The organism is Paenibacillus sp. FSL M7-0802, from assembly GCF_038004945.1.
Classification (GTDB): domain Bacteria; phylum Bacillota; class Bacilli; order Paenibacillales; family Paenibacillaceae; genus Paenibacillus; species Paenibacillus polymyxa_B.
The window spans coordinates 744,964-764,929 of the sequence record NZ_JBBOSD010000001.1 but is presented as its reverse complement, the minus strand read 5'-3'; the positions used below and the strand labels follow the sequence as shown (position 1 = coordinate 764,929).

Genomic DNA, 19,966 nt, shown 5'->3' with positions numbered 1-19,966 from the left:
AGATGTACAGGCATTATTAAATAGGGGTGAGCGAGTGTTTAAACGTTATATTTGTAGTCTACTATGTATGGCAATGTTGCTGGGTCCATGGAGCACATGGGCATATGGAGAAGAAGGGCACGGAGAGGCGGCAGCTTCTCAGTCTTCTTCGTCTTCCACTCCACAGATTATTACCAGAGCATGGCTTGCGAAGCAAACTGGTAAGGATCAGGCTTGGGTCAATGCACAGTTATCCAAAGGCTATACTTTATATGATATTTATACAGCTTGGCAAAAAGATGGTGGAGAAAATTCATTACCGGAACAAAGTCCAAGCTTGTGGGTACAGCAGAATGGACTGACATTGAGCATAAATGCAAAGGCGGAACCGTCTGATGAGTCGGCTGAGCTGAAGGAAGGTGAAAAGCCCACTCAGGCCGCCCAGGATGAAGAAGTTACTCAACAACCGCTAGATAAGGAAGAGGGTAAAGCACCGGCTCCAGACACGACTGAGATGGATATACCATCCATCCCCCGTGTAATTGATTCCGTATATGCGCCGACTCCAGGAGAAAACAGTCTGATCAGGCAGAATTTACTTCAACAAAGTTTGTTGCAGGTATCTGCTACAACAGATGTGTATGCTCCTTTTGATCAGGCGGCGCTTGCACAAAGCAGGCTAAGTGATGATACTTCGCGTTATGGGCTGGATTACGGTGACAACAGTGTGTCCACCGCTTCAGGACAGCTTGTCGTGCAAAATACGGACTTGGTGTTGCCGGGTTCATTACCCTTTGCACTGACTCGTGTGTATAACAGTTCATTGGCAAATAATCAGATTGGTGTGCAGCAAAATGGAGGGTTGTATACAAACGCCAGTGCCATCCGTGAGGAGGAAGCAGCTTCTGGTTTGGGAAGAGGCTGGAAGTGGGATCTTCCTCATATACAGAAACAGGATGGTAAGCGGTATTTGTATATGCCGGGAACAGGCTCATATGAGGTAAAAGATGATTTTCAGCTTGAAGGATATGCCTACAAAGATCTCAAGATCAGTACAGATCAAAGCGCAAGTGTGCAGGGAGTAAGCAGTGCATACAAAATAGCAGTGTTGAATGGAAACGACTATTATCTCGATCAGGACGGTTATTTGATTTTGATCCAGGATGCGTATAAGAATCGAGTGGAATTTGATTATACAAGTTCTGGCGGAGCAAAGCTTATTCGTTCGATTAGAAACAATGATGGCAAAGAGCTTGATTTCACTTACAATGCTGGACAGCTTGTTGTTAAAGAGCAAGGCACGGACCATCAGTATACCTATCGACAAAGTAGTGAGGGAAGCAGCAAGGTGCTGTCAGAAGTATTGGATTCTCTTTCCCGAAGCACAAGCTATGCGTATACATTCATGGACGCTCCTTTTAATGTGGTCGTAGATGGTGAAGGAAAGACTGGAGCCCTACAGCAAAATGCATCGGCGTTGCTTACACGAATTGTACGACCTACTTCATCAATCACAGACATTCGTTATGAAGCATTTAACAAGCAGATAGGTGTATACGGTACACAAGGCGTGTTCAAGGTGGTTTCACGCGCTGATATGTACAGTACAACCGCAGGCAATCGTTTTTTAAATAAAATTGATTTCACCTATTCCGGAGAAGATCTAGCCAACTATGGGAAAAACTCTGAATGGACGGTAGTTGCCCAAGGGACACGTACAGCGGAAACCTTCCATTTCGGTAAAGTCTTTAGAGGAGATAACACACCAGACAAGCTTGTTCTTAACCGCTATGATCAAGAGGGTGATTCTACCGGCTATCATATAAATTACACATATAATGAGGCCATGGATTGGAATTTGCCTGTGCAAATGGAAGAGTCCTATACGGAAGGAGGTTCTTCGTCAGAACCTGTAACCACCTCCTATGACTACAATGAATATGGTCTTCCACTAAAAGTATCCCAAAGTACTGGATTGGAGACTGCTCATACGTATAAAACCTCTAGTGAGCCTTTTTTCTGGGTTCAACCTACCCAGACGGTTACTAAAATAAGTGAAGGAAAAACTGGAACGACAGTTCGAACTTATAAAGCAGAGGGCGCATTGTATGAACTAAAAAACTATGAAGGTACAGAGCAAGGGAAACTTTTATCACATACCTATACTTTTTACAATGCAAAAGGGAATGTAAGTGGTCAGAAAGTTCTCATAGATGACAGAAACTATACGGATGTTTCTATTGATTATAAATCGCCATATGGTTCTTACCTCCCAACAAGGCAGCTTTTGCCTAAAGGTGTTGAGTATACGTATGATTACTATCCGACCGGAGAAATCAAGTCCCAAACAGATGCCAAGCGCAAAACGGAGTCTTATGTGTATGACGCAATGGGGCGTGTAACAAAGGTTACTTATCCGGACGGCACTCAAACTGTCGTGGTGTACAAGGATGATACGAATGATGTCACTGTTACCGGACCCGATGGCGTAAGCGTTGAAAGATTGTATAATCCGTTCGGGCAGATGCTCCAGCAGCAGGTGGATGATGCAATCTATGGTTATGGTTATGATGAGAATGGGGATTTGGTAGAAAGCACGGATGCCCAACAAGCAACCACTCGCTATGCCTATGATGCCTTTGGACGACCTGTGAAGACGACCTATGCGGATGGCACAACAGATACCGTGACGTATAACGCGGTGGATCGTACTGTCACTCAGACGGATGTGTCCGGTTATCGTGTGCGTGAAGTATCAGATGCTTTAGGTCGTGTGACTTCCACACAAGAAGCTAAAAATGGATCATTTCAGCCGCTGGAATCGTTAGCTTATAATTATGCGGGTATGGTCACTAGCCGTACAGACGGTAATGGTCAACGCACGCTCTATGATTACGATGCTTTGGGACAAATGACCTCGGTCACTGATCCATCCGGACAGCAGGTCAGCTATGTGTATGATCTAGCCGGAAATTTGAAGACCGTTCAGTTTCCAGATGGGCAAAAAAATGTGTATTCATATGATGAGTTGGGCAGACGTACGTTACTTGAGAAATCAAGCGGAGGAACTACGTTAAATATTTACGATACGGATGGAACTATCTCCCGTATGTTGACAGGAAAATCGGATGCCATTACCTTTCAATATAACACTGACGGATTAGTTACCGAAGCGGCAGGTCCCGATTTTAAAACCAATTATACCTATGACAGCGCAGGACGAAGAAAAAGCATGACAGATGGTCAGGGAACGACCACCTATGCCTATGATCCATCAGATGGGTCGTTGACTGGGCTGAAGTACCCTGATGGTACGCACATCAGCTATGAATACAACAAGCAGTCTCGTACAGGCTATGTGCTAACAGATGCTGCTGGCACGTCTATGCACGTTCAATCCAAGCTGGACAGTGTGGGCCGAGTTACCCAAATAGACATTAGCGCTGGGACCGGTGTGGCAAATGTACAGAGTTTGGGAGAAGCGAGTGCTGCTGCGGGTGGATCACTAGATAGCATGACGTTTGATTATGCTCCTAATGGTTTGCTAAAAGGTCAGTCTTCGAGCAGAGGACTGAGTACACGATTCAGCTATAACGGACTGGATTTATCCGGGGTTACGGTGGAGCAAGGCGGTACGGCGCTACACCAATTTGGTTATGAACGGGATGGGAATAAAAACATCATCGGACGTACACAAAACGGAACAACAGACCAGTTTGGATATGACCCGTCAAATCGGATTGCCAGCGAAGCCGCTGGTGAAAAAAATAAGACCTATGGCTACGATCCGAATGGAAACCGAAGCGCTGAAAGCAGTGGCAAAGTGTTCGGCATGAAAAATGCTGAATATACGTATGATTCTGTCAGCCGTCTGACAAAGGTGACCGGTGAAGGCAAAGAGGTCGGGTACAGCTATAACGGAGACGGTCTACTGTACGAGCGTACAGAGGGCGGCAAAACGACTCGGTATTACTATGACGAAGAAGCGAAGCTGATTGCGGAAGCCGAGGTCCAAGGTGGAACAGCCAAGATCACTTACGCTTACGTGTATGACTTGTCCGGTCAACTGTGGGCCAGACAAGACAAGGTAAGCGGGCAGTTGCAATATTATCAGCTCAACGGTCACGGTGATGTAGTAGGCCTAAGTGATAGTTCGGGCAAGGAATTGAATAGCTACAGCTACGATATCTGGGGCGGCCCGGAGAAGGTCAAAGAGACCGTTCCGAACGTGCTGCGCTATGCTGGCGAGTATTGGGACGATACGACCGGACTCCAGTACCTGCGGGCTCGCTGGTATGATCCAGGCACAGCCCGTTTTATGGGCGAGGATACGTATCAGGGCGAGATGAATAATCCGCAAAGCTTGAACTGGTATGCGTATGCAGCTAATAATCCGCTATTCTATGTGGATCCGAGTGGACATTTTTTTGAAACCAGAGATTATCAAGAGCTTAGAATATTACTAAATGAAGCCAGACTTAAATCGAGTTCCAGCAAGAAGAATCAGAATTATCAGGTATACAAGGATTTCATACGAAAACGCTACGATTTTGTGTCCATTTATGGAGGAGCAAACCAGTACAATTACTTATACGACCTGTTAACGGGAACAAGTGACTATAAGAATAGTTCTGGCAAGTCTGATTGGGCTAAAGATCAGTTGCTAAGTGCATACCAAAAGTGGACAGATGCCGAAGTCCTTGGCATAGCTGCGATGGGAATGATTAGCGATGTGAACTTTAGTGGCAAAGGGAAGTATAGTGGTAAAGTAAAATCAGGGAAATGTAATTGCTTTACAGCTGGTACTAAGGTTCAAACAGACGAAGGAGAGAAACCTATCGAGGAAATCGAGGTAGGGGAGAAGGTACTTGCTAAGTCTGATGAGACTGGAGAAGTGGCATATAAAGAGGTCGTGGGGCTGTTCCAAAAACAAGCTGACGAAATCTACTATGTCCATATCGGAGATGAAATCATCGAGGTAACAGGTGAACATCCTTTTTGGTTGGATGGTAAAGGATGGACGTTTGTTAAAGACTTAAAAGCTGGTGACTTACTTGTTTCGAGTGATGGTTCTAAACTGGCAATAGATAAGATTGAGAAAGAACCGCGAAAAGCAACAGTTTATAACTTTGAGGTTAAAGACTTCAATTCGTACTTCGTTTCAAATCTCGGAGTTTGGGTGCATAATTGTAGTGTTTTAAGATATGCACTAAAATCACAAGATTTGGATTGGAGGGGGGCTGGAAAGTCCTGGAGAGATGCGGTTAATTTAGCATTTAGTAAAACAGGTGTTGATAAAAGTGGATTTACAGCAACAAAATGGGCGAAAAATGTAAATGGTAAATCATTTCCAGTGGAATGGCGATCAAAAAACGGAGCAGAAGTTAGTATTGATTATGCACATTATGGAGTGGATAGAAACGGGAACTGGGCTTCCGGGCCTGATGCGCCACATGTTGGTTGGCAAACCCCGGGTAAAAAGAATACAGTAGGACATATAATAATTGATTCTGTACCATTTGGGAGACCAGCGAATAAATAATCAAATGGGAGGACACATGTGGAATATTAAAGAACAAATATTTTCAGCCTCAAGTAAACTAGATATTGACTTGAGTATTTTGCCCGCAGAAGAAGCAGTAAAAATAAAACAGAGCATTATGAGTAAGTACTTGGAAGATGGTAGTTCACATAATTTTCCGCTTTTTGAAAGAATACATGATTATGTAGGAATTGATGTTCCAGATTCATGGATGTGGATATCCAATTTCGTAAATAAAAATCCAGTAATTTTATTCTTTAATCCAGAGGATGAAAAGGGGTTTTTCAAATTAAATAGTGGTGAGGATGTGGTTTCAATTATCGATGAGATTTACAATGTTGAATTTTATGTAACTAACTTTGATACCGAATATTTATTAGGGTACAACCATTCACAATGTTTGATTGCTTCTGGAACAGCATCGTTCTGGCTAGAAAACCACGAGGGCTATAAAGCAAGATATAATAAATAGACAGAAATTCTTTTTAAGAAGACCTTGACGAGGTAGGGACTGACCCCCGTTTGTGAGACAGGGATCAAAACACCTTGCAAGTTTAAGCAGCCAGTCGCCTGTAATCCACCGGCGACTGGTTATTTAGTTTCGCTTGAATCCGAATTGAGTTATAGTAGGTGATGTAGTCTCGAACGGTCTGTTCAACGATTGCAGTCGTTGTACACATGAGATCTTCGAGGTAGAACGTTTCAGACTTTAATGTGGAATGAAACGATTCGATGGGGGCATTATCAGCGGGCGTTCCTTTACGGGACATGCTCATGGTAATGCCTTTTCCCTTTACTGCAGCTTGATAAGCCTGTGACGTATATACGCTTCCCTGGTCGCTATGGAGCAGCATACTTGTCCGTTTTGGAAGTTGATTCAGCGTATCCAAAACCAAGGACGTATTTTGCTTGTCCGCTATACTGTAAGCCACAATCTCCCCGTTGTACAGATCTAGAATGCTGGAGAAGTACAACATCTTTCCGCCAAATGGTAAATAGGTGATGTCCGTGACGAGCTTTTACAGGGGCGCCTCTGCATGGAATTGCCGCTTCAACAGATTTTCTGCTGGATGAGCGGGCTGCCCAGTGGCCTTTCGTTTCTTCATCCTCACGCGGCACTGTAGCCCCTCACGCTGCATCATCCGCTGAACTCGTTTGTGATTCGTTCTTTGCTCTCTCCGAAGGAGTGCGGCGATTTTCCGGTAACCATACCGAAATTTATGACGGATGCAAAGCTGCCGGATTTTCTCTACCGTAGCATCTGTACGCTCTGTCTCCACGCTTGCTTTCCAGCGGTAGTAGGTAGCTCTTGCGATCCCGAGCCATGCACAAGCCTCAGACACCGTCACTTCTTCTCGAATGGACTCGACCCAGGCAATGACGACTTGAGGTTCCACCTCCTTTCCAGTTCCTTGTACTTTTTTAGCAGGTCCAGTTGCTGCTTCAGGAACCGGTTCTCCGCTTTTAATTTTTCGGGCTCCGAAGAGTGTTCCGGACCTTTTCCGTAGCTGTACTGTTTACCCACAGGTTGCTCCAGACGATGCACTTCGCCTTTTCGATACCAACTCATCCATGTTTTTAGCTGTGTCTTATTCCGTATTCCCAATTGCTCCATAACCTCTCTTACTGGAACTCCTGCCAATCTCATTTCAATAGCTTTCATCTTTATTTCTAAGGGGTAACTCACTCTCGTTGCCAACGTAAAAACACCTCCAAGGTTATCTCCATATCTTACGACATGGCTCGATTCTCTTGAAGGTGTTTTGATTTGTCTCACGTTATGGGGTCAGTCCCCAGTCCCGGTACGCCTCTCAAGGTCTTTTTTCACCGCACCTGGTGCCGAATGAATTGGAAGCTATGTCGAAGCAGATTTTACGCTCATCAATTTCATATGATACTCCGTAAATACGATTGTACGCATATATAAGTTTTTGATTAATATACCTTTATTATTTTTACCTCCGCCCCTTGTCCCAAAGTCATGGGAATGGTCTCGGACAGCCCTACTTTTTTAATGGAAGACAAGAAGAACATGTATAAGTAAAACGAGAGAATGGAACTCGAGAACGGCCAAATTCCTATAGAGATTTTTGTGAGCTCAGGTTTTGACATGGATACCACCTGTTGCAACGCTAGAGTTACTTGTACCGACTGCAAATAGTAGGAGGTTTTTTAGATCCGGCCAATTTATTCACAACTTTGTAACCTTCTCTGGTAGGGGGGTTGCGAGATTGTTTTCAAATTGTTTTACTATATTTACCTACTATAGTCTGGTAATCTATTAATATATATAGGGGGAACGAAAAGACGTCAGGTTCAGTCGGTTCATACGCGTTTATGTTCTATATGTTGAGTGAATGTCTATATTGCCATGTCTATATCGTCATGTCTGTATAACTTCATAGACAAGCTAGAGATAGCTCCCACACATTATAAAATACAGCACAGGATGGTGTAATGAATGAAGCTTTTAAATGCAAAATGGATGGCTGTATACTTGATGGCAATCTGTTGTTTGGGTTTGCTAGGTATACATACGGATACGGCGAGTGCACAAGCGAAGGCTCCTTTGCTGGGGGTCAATGATGTGTTGCTAGATTCGAATACCATTCAGCCCGTAATGAAAAATGATAAGTTGTATGTTCCTATCGTTACATTAGGGCAAAAGATGGGTATTTCTACTTCTGCCAACGGAAATACATTGGTGCTGACTGGACATAATCGCAGCTTTACGCTGAATTTGAACCAGGGGGATGTGTTCGAGCGTGGAGGACGCACGATGGTGCCAATTCGCACTCTGACCGATGCATTCGGCTTCACTATTACGGTTCCTACAAGTAATCTGTATCGAATTCAGAATGCAAACGCTAGTTTGTCTGATGCTCAGTTCTTGAATACATTCGCGGCGGAAATTAAACAGTACGCAGCTGTCAAGCCAGGCAAAACTAGCAATACAGGCAGCACAGAAAATGCCAAGCCTTCCAGTCGTACGATTTATTTGAGCTTCGATGATGGTCCTACGGCGCATACGTCGCAGCTGCTAGATATTTTGGATAAATATAATGCAAAGGCTACTTTCTTCATGCTGGGACCTGAAATTCGTCAACATAGCGCAGTGATGAAAAGAATGGTAGAGGCGGGTCACGGTTTGGGCTTGCATGGGATGACGCATCAGGTGAAGAAAATCTATGCATCCCCGGCAGCAGCATTGGCAGAGATGAATCAGGATAATGAAATTTTATTTAAGGCTACAGGAAAACGCACTTCTTTGATTCGTACACCTTATGGCAGCAAACCATATTTGAAGAAAGCATACCGCGATCAACTGACAGGTGCAGGCTATCATATTTGGGACTGGAATATCGATTCCAATGATTGGCGTTATACTAAAAATCCAGAGCATTTTGTACAGACTGTCCTAAGTGATATTAGAAGATTGAAAAAGCAAGGCAGAACACCAGTCGTTCTTATGCATGATAAGCCATCTACGATCAAGGTGCTTCCACAAATCATGGCGGCCTTGCAGAAAGAAGGATATTCGTTCGAGCCGTTGAATGATAACATGACTCCGCTTAATTTTTGGAATGATCATCGTTAATTGAATAGCATGAAAGAAAAGGCACCTTTTCAACCATTTGTATAGTGGTTTGGAAGGTGTCTTTTTGTTGTATTTGCTCGAAAATGTGAAGTTTGCAGCATGGTTTATATGAATCTATGAATTCATGTCTATGCACAGGTCATATGACTTTACGGGTTATCACGTCGCTGCATATATTACAGTAACCGCCCCGAGAGGAGGAAGGTATGAATATTAATCCGAGTATGTTTAGTATGATTTGTGCTACCGCAGGAGCCTTTATTACGTTTGCCTTTGGCGGCTGGAATCAGCTAATGGTGCTATTCACGGTTGCAATGGCTGTCGATTATGTGACTGGAGTCGCCGCAGCAATTAAGACTGGGCAAGGTTTAAGCAGTAAAGCCGGCTTTTGGGGGCTGGCGAGAAAGGCTTTAATGCTAATGGTAATTTCTTTGGCGCATCATGTGGACCTCCTGATGGGTACCGAAATCATGAAAGGGGCGGCAACGTACTTTTATTTATCCAATGAATTGATCTCTATTACGGAAAACTGTTCACGAATGGGTCTACCGCTCCCACCGAAGCTCAAGAATTTTTTTGCCCTGTTAAAGGACAAGGAGTCTGATGGTAAAAATGGCGGAAAAGATCGCTAGAATTACAAAGTTTCTTTCCGTATGTGGGGCGTTATGATAAAATTTTCAAGAGAACATTTTAAGATAAGGAGCCTATACGCATGATTAAACATATTGTTTTGTTCAAATTGAAAGACCGCTCCCCCGAAAGCATTGAGCACACAGCATCCATCTTGCGCAGTATGAACGGCAAAATCAAAGAGCTGCTGTCACTCGAAGTAGGTACGGATGTGATTCGTTCGGAACGTTCTTATGATATTTCCCTTACCGCAGTTGTCGAAACACTGGAGGATTTGCAAACGTATCAGGTACACCCTGTCCATCAGGAAATTATTGTACACATGAATGAAGTAAAGGATGTATCTATCGCAGTTGATTATGAAATCTAAAGCGATTACTGGAGGTGCAGGACCTTGTATTATGTCAACCGGGAACAAATTGAGCTTCGACTAGGGGCTGTTCCCGACATTGTCGCCGGACTTCGCCAGACTTCTGCTGCCTGGAACGGCGATCTGTTGCAGGGGCTAGTGCAGGAGCGCTGCCTTCATCTGGCAATTGAGACGGTAACGGACGTAGGAAGCTATATCATCGACGGATTTATTATGCGTGACGCTAGTAGCTATGAGGATATTATCGGTATCATTCATGAGGAAGGTGTACTGGATGATACCGTATTTCATTCGCTAGTAGAGCTGGTAGGCTTACGTAAACCCCTAGTACAGGAGTACTTCCATTGGGACCGGACAAGCCTTCACCCGCTTACATCAAAGCTGCCTGGGTTGCTGGAGCTTTTTGCATCTAACGTGCATGATTATTTAAATAAGGAATTGGGTCCCCAGCCCGAGGGAGTGTAAAGGCAAAAGTGACGGATAAGTATATCGTACCCGAAATGCCCACTAGGCGCATGATCATGACATTATTGAAAACCCAGGGACCTGTGGGCGTCGGAAGCTTGGCAGCTCAATTGGGCATTACCGAAATGGGAGTGCGCAGGCATCTCAAATTGATGGAGCAGGATGGTCTGATCGTGGCTACGATCGTGAGACAGGCGATGGGACGCCCGACGTTTTTATACAGTCTGAGCGAGCAGGGAAGCGAGCAGTTTCCTCGTAATTATGATCATCTGTTACTGGAACTGTTAGAGGAGCTGGATGAAGAACAGGGAATGGAAGCTGTTTACTCGCTGTTTGATGGTAGAAAACGTAAAATGATGAAGCGCTACGCCCCTCACATGGAGGGGAAGACTACACTGGCCTCACGTGTGGAAAAGCTTTCGGGCATCCAGAATGCTTCCGGATATATGGCAGAGTGGCACGAGGAAGAGGATGGTAGCTACTCTATTGTGGAATACAATTGTCCTATCTCTCAAATTGCAGGCCGTTACCGCAAGGCTTGTGAATGCGAGCAGCAAATGTTTGAGGAGCTGCTTGATGCCGAGGTTGTTCGTGAGGATTGTTTGGCGGATGGGGGCCGTTGTTGCCTGTATCGTATCCGCTCTAAAAAAAAGTAAAACTTTTCATGCTTGTTTCCTGTATCATAACAAGCTCTCCATGCTTATAATGCACTAACAGATGGGCATTCGCCCGGGCATAAGGGAGAGATGATGATGAAGGAGAACTGCAAAAGTTTTATCCGAGGCGCGTTGGCAGGCAGCATTGTTGGTTCGGTTGCTGCTTTATTATTTGCCCCTAAGTCAGGTCGTGAGCTGCGTCAGAATATTACAGATCAGGCGCGCAACGTAAGTGATAAGGGACAGGAGCTAGCGGGGAAAATTTCAGACACTTCAATTGAGTATACTGACAAAATTAAGGAGACAGCCTCAGCCGTCATTCATGAAATTGGGCAATGGCGTAAAAAGGGTGAAATTATTCCTGAGGTTAGTATTTCATCAGCGACTGTTCAAGTAGATACGGAAAAAGATGCTCTGTAACGGTCTGTAAAACGTAGGTGAAACACTGAATACGGTTTGAATTCGTGGCTTCTCCCGTTGGGGTGGAGCCTTTTTATTGATCACTTCCTCGTTTTAGGGTAATCTTTTGGGGTACCTTTTACATTAATACAACATAAGGTATGTAGCAACGGATAGCTTTCCGAGATGAAACAACTCATATTTGAACAAAAAAGGAAGCGGTGTGTACGTGCAGCAAGCGATTGCAATATTGGATTCCGGTGTAGGAGGTTTGACGGTTGTAAAAGAAGTCATGCGTCAGCTTCCACGGGAAAAAATCATTTATTTTGGAGACACTGCGCGCACTCCGTATGGCCCCCGACCATCGGAAGAGGTTAAAAAATTTACAGAGCAAATGGTTGATTTTCTGATTCAATTTGATCCGAAAGTCATTATTATTGCTTGTAACACGGCTACTGCCGCGGCATTGGACTATATAAGCCAAAAGGTATCCATTCCGGTGATCGGAGTCATTCACCCTGGGGCTCGTGCTGCGATTAGCGCGACGGCTACCGGGCATGTCGGGGTGATTGGGACTGTCGGTACGATTCGAAGCGGAGCGTATACAGCTGCGCTCAAGCAATTGTCTCCTTATGTAGACGTGGTGAGCCATGCTTGTCCTGCGCTTGTTCCATTGGTGGAACAAGGGTTATTCCGCTCCAAGACGACATCGCAGGTTGTGGAGGAGACATTGAGACCTATTCAAACGTATCCGATTGATTGTCTGATTCTTGGTTGTACGCATTATCCTTTTTTGAAGGAAACGATTCAAGAAGTCATGGGGCCTGCAGTAAAGCTCATTAGCTCGGCAGATGAAACGGCGCGTGAGACGAGTACCATTTTGTATAACAAAGGCAAGTTGGAAGCTGGGGACGAAACGCCGGTGCATCAGCTTTTTTGTTCCGGCGATCCTGAATTGTTCCAGCGCATTGCCGCACAGTGGCTCGGGGAGCAAATTCGCCAAACGCCTGTCGTCTGGCAAGTCACCAATTTGGATTAACGAGACAGCCGACTTTTTTTGTCATTGGACAAAAGAAGTCGGTTGTTTTGCTTTTCGCTACATCAAGACACGCCGCGTCTGCATAACATGCAGTAAGGCAGATGGAAGGGGCGTAGTAAGATGAGGGAATATATCGTTCAAAAAGGAGATACATTGCACCGGGTCGCCTCGGCTTTTAAACTATTGGCGGATACTTTGATCGTAGATAATCCGTGGGCCGCCACGCAACCCTATCTGATTAGTGGTCAAGTGTTATATATTCGTCCGTCTACGGATCGCAAATACGTTATTCAGCCTGGTGAATATGCAAGACAGATTGCCAAGCAGTTTGGTGTGAAGCTTGATGAGTTACGGCTAGCCAATCCAGGACTTGCGGAGCATGATTTTACGGAAGGAAAAACAATTGTTATTCCTGAAGACCATCAGGATCAGATTGTACGATTACGTGGAGAGTATGGATATGAAGATTTAAAGGAAGACCTAGCGGCCTTGGCCCACAGATATCCATTTATTGAAGTTGGCAGCATTGGCACCAGTGTCATGGGGAAGGATATTCCTTATGTACGTATTGGGCAGGGAACGCGTAAAATTCATGCCAATGCTTCTGTTCATGCTAATGAATGGCTGACGACGCCTTGTTTGCTGCGTTTTATAGAGCAATATGCACAAGGGATCGATGGGACTGAAGAACATATAGGGACCTCTCAATGGGTGTATGGAGGTTCTCCGCAGGATTTGCTGGAGCATACATCCCTATGGGTGGTTCCGATGGTCAACCCGGATGGGGTAGAGCTGGTGCAACAAGGTGTACTCCCAACTCATCCGTTGTATCATGACCTCAAAAAGTGGAATGAAGGACGTGCTGATTATCGCGGTTGGAAGGCCAATATTCGTGGTGTCGATCTCAACGATCAATTTCCGGCATATTGGGAAGAAGAGGTACGCAGACGCGGTAAAATAGGTCCGTCTCGACGAGACTATGCAGGACCTGCACCTTTGTCTGAACCAGAGTCCAAGGCGCTTGCCGATCTGACGGAGCGCGAACAGTTCGACATGGTGTTATCCATACACAGTCAGGGACAGGAGATCTATTGGAATTATCGGGATCTAGAGCCTAAGGAGAGCCGAGATTGGGCCTTGCGGCTAGCTGCCGCAACAGGGTACCGGGCGGTAAAGCTGGGTGGGAGCGATGCAGGGTACAAGGATTGGTTTATACAGCGATTTGGTAAACCAGGGTTTACCGTTGAAGTCGGTCTAGGTGTAAATCCGCTGCCCATGCGTGATTACGATGATATTGCAGCAGAAGTGGGCATGTTAATGGCAACAGTGCTGTCATGGTGAAAAATTCGGCCTACTGAAACGTATCGAATCATTTGCGCGTATTAGGAGGAACACGTTTTTTATAAGTGTTCCTCTTTACATGTCCCTTCAATGGGGTATATATACTTAGGAGCATTGGAAATGGAGTGAACAACTATGAAGTGGAAAAGATTACTATCTCTCCGTCAATGGTCACATGTATTTCGTCGTATGCCCCGATTTATTACTTCATCAAGGATTCCGCTGGGAGAAAAGTTACTCTTTGCGGTGCCTGTATTGCTCTATTGGGTATTACCTGATGTCATGCCATTTATGCCCATCGACGATATTGGTGTGACGCTATTGCTTATGAATTGGTTTGTCACCCGTGCCGAACGAAAATATCCAGATGTGCTTGAAAAACAGCATGTACGTGTTCGGTAGATAAGCTTATGAATTTCGTGATTGCGATTTTTCACGATTTTCTTTACAATAGGAATATTGCCTTTTGCTATGCTGAATATAATTGTGGTCTATCGGCTCATGATGATGTTTCAGACGCAGCTGTGCTGCCGTAGTACCTCTTTCCCTCTGGGATAGAGGCTAATTATTTGAGTTGTTGATTTTACCCGCTAGGTTGTGTGGTGTGGATAGGTATCCAATGAACCACATTTCATTTAATGAATATGAAGGAGATGAAGTTTGATGAACTGCAAAATTACTCGTAACGCAGCTAAAGTATTGAAACTTGAACTGGATAAGGAAGAGAACCAAGGGAAGAGCCTGCGCGTTGTTATTACTCATGCTCATGGAGATCATGCTCATTACGGGCTGGATTTGGACACGCCTAAAGAAACAGATACTGTCGTATCTACAGATAAAGGCATTGACGTCATTTTGGAAAACGGCCAGCCGCTGCTGGATGGTGTAAAAATTGATTACTTGTACTTCCCCGAAGAAGGATTTGTCATTACTAACCCTTCCCAAGGTAATCACGGCGACCACTAAGCCGGAGCTCGGAGGGATGACAGATGGCCAATGATATTCGCGTATGTGATGAATGCAATCATATCCGCTTGAAAACGATCTTGCCCAAGTTGCAAAAGATGGCACCAGATGCCGAGATCAAAATCGGCTGCAAATCGTATTGCGGTCCTTGTGGGAAACGAGCGTTTGTATATGTGAACGGACGTTATGTGAGTGCGGCCACAGAGGATGAAGTATTGGAGAAGGCTGCGCGCTTTATCAAATAGTTCCAGTACGCAGCATTCGCAATTTTTGAATAGTTCTCCTTCTTCTGATCCATGCTAATGGATGTAGACCACTGCCCAAAAGGAGGAGTGACTCATGGCCCAATATGATTCTAATCTCGACAATCACAGCGTTGAGGCTCAAACACAAAACTCGGTGGACAGGCTCCACAATGCCGTCTCTCAGGCATTGTCACATCCGGCTGAGCAACTGATTGAACAGGCGGAGCAATCTCGCACTCATGCGGAACATGCCATACAGCAGGCAAAGGATAGCCTTGGTGACGACTCAGTAGAAGTTGCAGAGGACATGCTTGGTGAAGAGGTACAACGGCTTGAACAGGCTAAAAAAACGTTGCGTTCCTAGCGCAGTCGAGTGACAATCCATATAAAAAAGCACGATCCACAGCACTTACAAGCTGATGGATCGTGCTTTTTTGTTATATACAGGGTGGGTATGCGATCGGCATCCTTAAAAGAGTCCGGGGAGGATGCTATGTTAGCAACCTCCCACAGAAAAGTCTATTAGATACAGAAGGAGTTACTTCTTTGTTTGTGGTTCCCATTCGCGAATAAGATCGTATGTGATAACCTGATCGGATATGTTCAACCGATTGAGAGCTTCGGTATAGCCCGGTCCGCAGGCGTTTACATCTGTAGGCTGGCCTGTATTCAGGTTGTAACAGGTCCCTTTGGAAAATGTACCGTCTTCAGATGGAATGTAGTACACTCGTCCATCGGTGAAAGCACCAGTACGCAGCACAACCATACGAGGCTTCCCGCTAAACAGATCGTTTCCCATAAAATGATATGGTTTTGTAGAAATCCCAAGTAGGTGCATTACGGAAGGCGTCAGATCCAACTGACCTGCCGGTTCCGTATACGTGCCCGCCTGACTTCCGTCGGGAAGATGCACAAGCAATGGCACCTGATTCATGATTTTCTGCATGTCCAGATCCGTAAGTGGCTTGCCTAAAAACTTCTCATACAGTGCTTTGTCTTTAATAGAATTGTCATGATCCCCATAAAACATCAGGATCGTATCATCCCACAGTCCGTCTTTCTTCATCTGATCTACCAATTCGCCCAGTGCTTCATCTACATAATGGACAGATTTCAGATAGTCTCCGAACATGGTACCTTCAAACTCGCCAACGTCTAAATCTACCGCGTCAGGTGACAGGTTGTACGGATGATGGCTGGAGATACCGACCATATAGGCGTAGAACGGCTGCTTAACTTCGGTGGTGAGATCATTGAGCGTTTGACGGAAAAAGGATTTATCTCCCAGGGACCAACCGAGTGGCTCATCTATTTTAAAATCTTTTTTACTGTAGAACTTGTCATAGTTCATTGCCTTATACATGGTGTAACGGTTCCAGAAGCTGCTATCGTACACGTGAAACGCATTGGGACTATACCCAGTATCCTTCAAAATGGAAGGTAACGTATCGAATTTATGGTTCGCATAACGGATAAATACCGAGCCAGTAGGGAGCGGATGCAGCGAAGCATGTGTAGAGAAGTCCGCGTCCGAAGTACGACCCTGCGCAGTCTGGTGAAAATAATTGTTGAAATACATGCTTTCCTTCGTCAGTTTGTCAAAGTTAGGCGTAATCGCTTGACCGTTGATCTGTTTGCCGATAAAAAAGTTCATGAACGCTTCAGCTTGAATGACCATCACGTTTTTTCCCTTATACTTGCCAGATAGATCATTTTTAACCTGAAGCAACTTTTGGTGCTGATTAAACCATTCCTTATCCTTATCAGATTCCGCTTGAGCCAATGTTGGCTGGGGACCAAGGTGATCTTGACCATAACGGTAGATGTCATATCCATGAAATCCGATCAATCCGGTTACGTTGTACAAGGCCATTGACCACCAGTTGCCGACAAATATGCCAGTTGCCCACGTGGAGGTATAATATTTGATCGGCCCAAATGTCAATACATAGCCAATCAGGAAGGCCAATGCCCCTTTGGAGAAGCGAAGCAGGAACCTCCTTGTGAACGAGCTTCGGGATGCTTCTAAATAAGTATCATTCGTTGTAAGTCGACGTCGTAACGAAGCCACAAATATGACATACGGAATGAATAGAATCCAGTCTGCAAAAAAGAAAATGTCCCACCAGTACATAAGGGATGCGATACTTCCGCCCAGAGAGTCAACTTGTCCGGCTTGAAGTAAGACGGGAATCGTAATGAAATCCTGGAAATACCGATAATAAACCATGTCGGAATAAATGAGCGCGGTGAGCAAAATATCGAGCACCACAAGAGCAATCAAACGTCCGCGACGTGGTAGCCATAAGGTCCAGAAGCTCACAAGTAAAAGAGAACCAATAGCGATGACATAATCCAGCGGATTCATGTCAATATTTTGGGCATGCAAGTTATAGTGAATCAGTACGAGCTTGCCGATCATAAGTACAAAAAACAGACCTAATCCAAAATATCGAGACAGCAGCACTCTGCTGAACGTGTTACCAGTGCGACTTGCACTGGACGTGCGAATAACCAACACTTTACCCCCTCCGGCAGAAATGTTCGGCTAGTATAAACTACATATTAACGTAATGTTAAAACCGAAATGCCTTTAATTATTATAGCGCTCATCTCGCGCATTTCAATGATTAAGTAAAGAAAATACAGCACAAATCAGGCCAGAAGAACGAACTGAGGGTTCGTTTCCTGGCCTAAGCTTCATCATATTTAAGGCTGCAACGGCGAAGTATCTTTGCGGCGCGGAGGCAGAGGGCCTAGATACTGATAGTATTGGCATTCAATACGGCCGTTAAACAACTTCCGGCGCTTGTCTGCTTTACGGCCCCAATAATGCTCAAATTGCTTGGTGGAGCTGATGGCAAAGAAGGACCAAGTCTTCATTTCGGCTGCCGTGCGTGCGAGTGAACGGATCAGCTTTTCCACCTCGGATTGCTCGCTCAGCCTCTCGCCATAAGGTGGGTTTGTAATCATCACACCATATTGTCCTTCGAGTCTGACTTTAGTTACAGGCATTACCTTAAGAGGGATGTCTTTAGCAAAGCCTGCTGCTTTTACAGCTGCCTCAGCAACTTGTATGGCATTTGGGTCGATATCGCTACCTGCAATCTCAAAAGGAATGTCATCGCGGGTCAAATCCATCGCTTCGTCGCGAGCCTGATCCCATAATTCTCTGCCAATGACAGGCCAGTCTTCCGAGTTAAAGGTACGTCTCAGGCCTGGTGCAATGTTCCAGGCTTGCATGGCAGCTTCGACCAATAAAGTACCGGAACCGCAGCATGGGTCATAGAATGGTCGGTCAGGGCTCCAGCGACTAAGCTGAATAAGAGCAGAAGCCATCGTTTCTTTGAGAGGCGCCTCTGTAACGAGCTTACGATAGCCGCGTTTGTGCAGTCCTGGACCGGTCGTATCAAGTGTCAGCAACGCACGATCATTCAATAGAATGACCTCAATGACGTAACGAGGGCCATCTTCAGCAAACCAATCTGTGTGGTAGGTTTCCTTGAGCTTCTCTACAATCGCCTTCTTGACGATTCCCTGACTGGCTGGTACGCTACTAAGCTGTGATTTGTGCGAACGTCCCTCTACGGGAAATTCACCATCTACAGGAATCCAATCCTGCCAAGGCAATGCTTTGGTACCCTCGAACAGCTCGTCGAAGGTAGTTGCAGCAAATTCACCCATTTTTATAAGCACGCGGTCTGATGTGCGAAGCCACAGGTTACACCGGCATATATCCATATAATCTCCGGTAAAAACGACGCGGCCATTTTCAACGGTCAGATCTTCGTACCCGAGTTCTCTGAGTTCCCGGGCCACGACGGCTTCAAGTCCCATTGGCGCAGTTGCAATTAGTTGCAGTTGAGTCATTAAACGTATTCACTCCGTCCCCATAATCATGTAAGCTTGGTTCAATCCCTATAGTATAGGTCATTGTACTCGAAGAGACAAATCATTAAGGTAAAAAATTTGCGAAGGACATCACGTCCAACCTGCGCTATGATTAAGCAAGAAGGAGAGATGAACCGTGGAAATTACACCAAATATGACCCCTGAACAATATGTAGACCAGCTGGTACAAGAAGATGAAGCACTGCGCAGTATTAGGGAGGCTATCGTTAAAGAAGGTATGCCGGAAGTATCCGTTGCTCATCCTTACGGAAAACTGTTGACCTTTCTAATTGAAGTATCTGGCGCACAGCATGTACTGGAAATCGGCGCATTAGGCGGCTACAGTGGATTATGTCTGGTCCGTGGGCTGGGAGAAAAGGGCCGCATTGTGTCACTTGAGCTGAAAGAAGCGTACGCAGCGCTGGCAAATCGACATATGGAAAACAACGGCTACGGTGACCGTGTCGAATACCGTATCGGACCCGCAGCGGATAGTTTGAAGGAACTTCAGGAAGAGGGAAGAACATTCGATTTTTTCTTTATTGATGCAGATAAGGAAAATTACCCAGTGTATCTGGAATATGCGATTGCTCTGGCGAATCCGGGTGCCATTATTGCGGGAGACAACTGTTTCCTTCGCGGACGGACGCTGAATACGGATAAGAACGGCCCTGCCGTCCAGGCCGTGAGACGTTTTAACGAAACGATAGCAACAGATCCACGGCTGGTCAGCACGCTTTTGCCAGCGTACGATGGATTGGCGCTAGCTCGAGTTAAATAGCGTTCATTCCCCATGTATAGCCACATATAAAGAAAGAACCACCTTGTCCACGGCAGCGTGAACA

At 45.3% G+C, this 19,966-nt stretch carries 17 protein-coding genes and 1 pseudogene; 15 read left to right on the top strand and 3 right to left on the bottom strand.

Translation table 11 applies throughout. The features are described 5' to 3' along the window. Positions 1–34: 34 nt before the first annotated feature. The gene (locus MHB54_RS03835; RefSeq protein ID WP_264453930.1) at positions 35–5,521 is read left to right on the top strand and encodes a polymorphic toxin-type HINT domain-containing protein; all 5,487 of its coding nucleotides are present in this window, start codon (positions 35–37) and stop codon (positions 5,519–5,521) included. A gap of 16 nt (positions 5,522–5,537) precedes the next feature. Continuing rightward, the gene (locus MHB54_RS03830) at positions 5,538–5,993 is read left to right on the top strand and encodes a hypothetical protein (protein WP_160789790.1); all 456 of its coding nucleotides are present in this window, start codon (positions 5,538–5,540) and stop codon (positions 5,991–5,993) included. An 82-nt stretch (positions 5,994–6,075) separates the two neighbouring features. Here the strand turns inward: MHB54_RS03830 and MHB54_RS03825 are convergent. After that, a pseudogene (locus MHB54_RS03825) lies at positions 6,076–7,220 on the bottom strand (IS3 family transposase). A gap of 762 nt (positions 7,221–7,982) precedes the next feature. Between MHB54_RS03825 and MHB54_RS03820 the strand changes: the two are divergent. The 12 genes from MHB54_RS03820 (at position 7,983) to MHB54_RS03765 (ending at position 15,594) form a co-directional block, all read left to right on the top strand. Further along, complete coding sequence (locus tag MHB54_RS03820) at positions 7,983–9,119, top strand: polysaccharide deacetylase (protein ID WP_264453929.1); 1,137 nt, start codon at positions 7,983–7,985, stop codon at positions 9,117–9,119. A gap of 206 nt (positions 9,120–9,325) precedes the next feature. Beyond that, the gene (locus tag MHB54_RS03815; RefSeq protein WP_029516680.1) at positions 9,326–9,751 is read left to right on the top strand and encodes a phage holin family protein; all 426 of its coding nucleotides are present in this window, start codon (positions 9,326–9,328) and stop codon (positions 9,749–9,751) included. A gap of 80 nt (positions 9,752–9,831) precedes the next feature. Beyond that, positions 9,832–10,119 carry a Dabb family protein gene (locus MHB54_RS03810; protein ID WP_013309679.1) on the top strand — a complete coding sequence of 96 codons (288 nt, stop codon included), beginning with the start codon at positions 9,832–9,834 and terminating at the stop codon, positions 10,117–10,119. A 24-nt stretch (positions 10,120–10,143) separates the two neighbouring features. Continuing rightward, positions 10,144–10,584, top strand: a complete 441-nt coding sequence (locus MHB54_RS03805) for a DUF86 domain-containing protein (protein ID WP_039269973.1) — start codon at positions 10,144–10,146, stop codon at positions 10,582–10,584. A gap of 8 nt (positions 10,585–10,592) precedes the next feature. Beyond that, complete coding sequence (locus MHB54_RS03800; protein ID WP_028542843.1) at positions 10,593–11,240, top strand: helix-turn-helix transcriptional regulator; 648 nt, start codon at positions 10,593–10,595, stop codon at positions 11,238–11,240. A 96-nt stretch (positions 11,241–11,336) separates the two neighbouring features. Further along, the gene (locus MHB54_RS03795) at positions 11,337–11,660 is read left to right on the top strand and encodes a YtxH domain-containing protein (protein ID WP_264453926.1); all 324 of its coding nucleotides are present in this window, start codon (positions 11,337–11,339) and stop codon (positions 11,658–11,660) included. Between the two features lie 208 nt (positions 11,661–11,868). Continuing rightward, the gene (racE, locus tag MHB54_RS03790) at positions 11,869–12,678 is read left to right on the top strand and encodes a glutamate racemase (RefSeq protein WP_023987989.1); all 810 of its coding nucleotides are present in this window, start codon (positions 11,869–11,871) and stop codon (positions 12,676–12,678) included. Positions 12,679–12,798: 120 nt separating this feature from the next. Continuing rightward, the gene (locus MHB54_RS03785) at positions 12,799–14,019 is read left to right on the top strand and encodes a M14 family metallopeptidase (protein WP_264453925.1); all 1,221 of its coding nucleotides are present in this window, start codon (positions 12,799–12,801) and stop codon (positions 14,017–14,019) included. Between the two features lie 135 nt (positions 14,020–14,154). Then, the gene (locus tag MHB54_RS03780) at positions 14,155–14,421 is read left to right on the top strand and encodes a hypothetical protein (RefSeq protein WP_023987991.1); all 267 of its coding nucleotides are present in this window, start codon (positions 14,155–14,157) and stop codon (positions 14,419–14,421) included. Positions 14,422–14,682: 261 nt separating this feature from the next. Continuing rightward, positions 14,683–14,985 (top strand): heme biosynthesis protein HemY, encoded by a 303-nt coding sequence (locus MHB54_RS03775; RefSeq protein WP_013309686.1) that lies wholly within the window; start codon positions 14,683–14,685, stop codon positions 14,983–14,985. 23 nt (positions 14,986–15,008) lie between these two features. Next, complete coding sequence (locus MHB54_RS03770) at positions 15,009–15,230, top strand: DUF1450 domain-containing protein (RefSeq protein WP_007429791.1); 222 nt, start codon at positions 15,009–15,011, stop codon at positions 15,228–15,230. A gap of 94 nt (positions 15,231–15,324) precedes the next feature. Further along, complete coding sequence (locus MHB54_RS03765; RefSeq protein ID WP_023987992.1) at positions 15,325–15,594, top strand: hypothetical protein; 270 nt, start codon at positions 15,325–15,327, stop codon at positions 15,592–15,594. Positions 15,595–15,768: 174 nt separating this feature from the next. Here the strand turns inward: MHB54_RS03765 and MHB54_RS03760 are convergent, their stop codons facing one another. After that, complete coding sequence (locus MHB54_RS03760; protein ID WP_068940246.1) at positions 15,769–17,751, bottom strand: LTA synthase family protein; 1,983 nt, start codon at positions 17,749–17,751, stop codon at positions 15,769–15,771. A gap of 188 nt (positions 17,752–17,939) precedes the next feature. Then, the gene (locus tag MHB54_RS03755; protein WP_023987994.1) at positions 17,940–19,100 is read right to left on the bottom strand and encodes a THUMP domain-containing class I SAM-dependent RNA methyltransferase; all 1,161 of its coding nucleotides are present in this window, start codon (positions 19,098–19,100) and stop codon (positions 17,940–17,942) included. A gap of 157 nt (positions 19,101–19,257) precedes the next feature. Between MHB54_RS03755 and MHB54_RS03750 the strand changes: the two genes are divergently transcribed. Then, complete coding sequence (locus tag MHB54_RS03750; protein WP_264453923.1) at positions 19,258–19,902, top strand: O-methyltransferase; 645 nt, start codon at positions 19,258–19,260, stop codon at positions 19,900–19,902. Positions 19,903–19,966 lie beyond the last annotated feature (64 nt).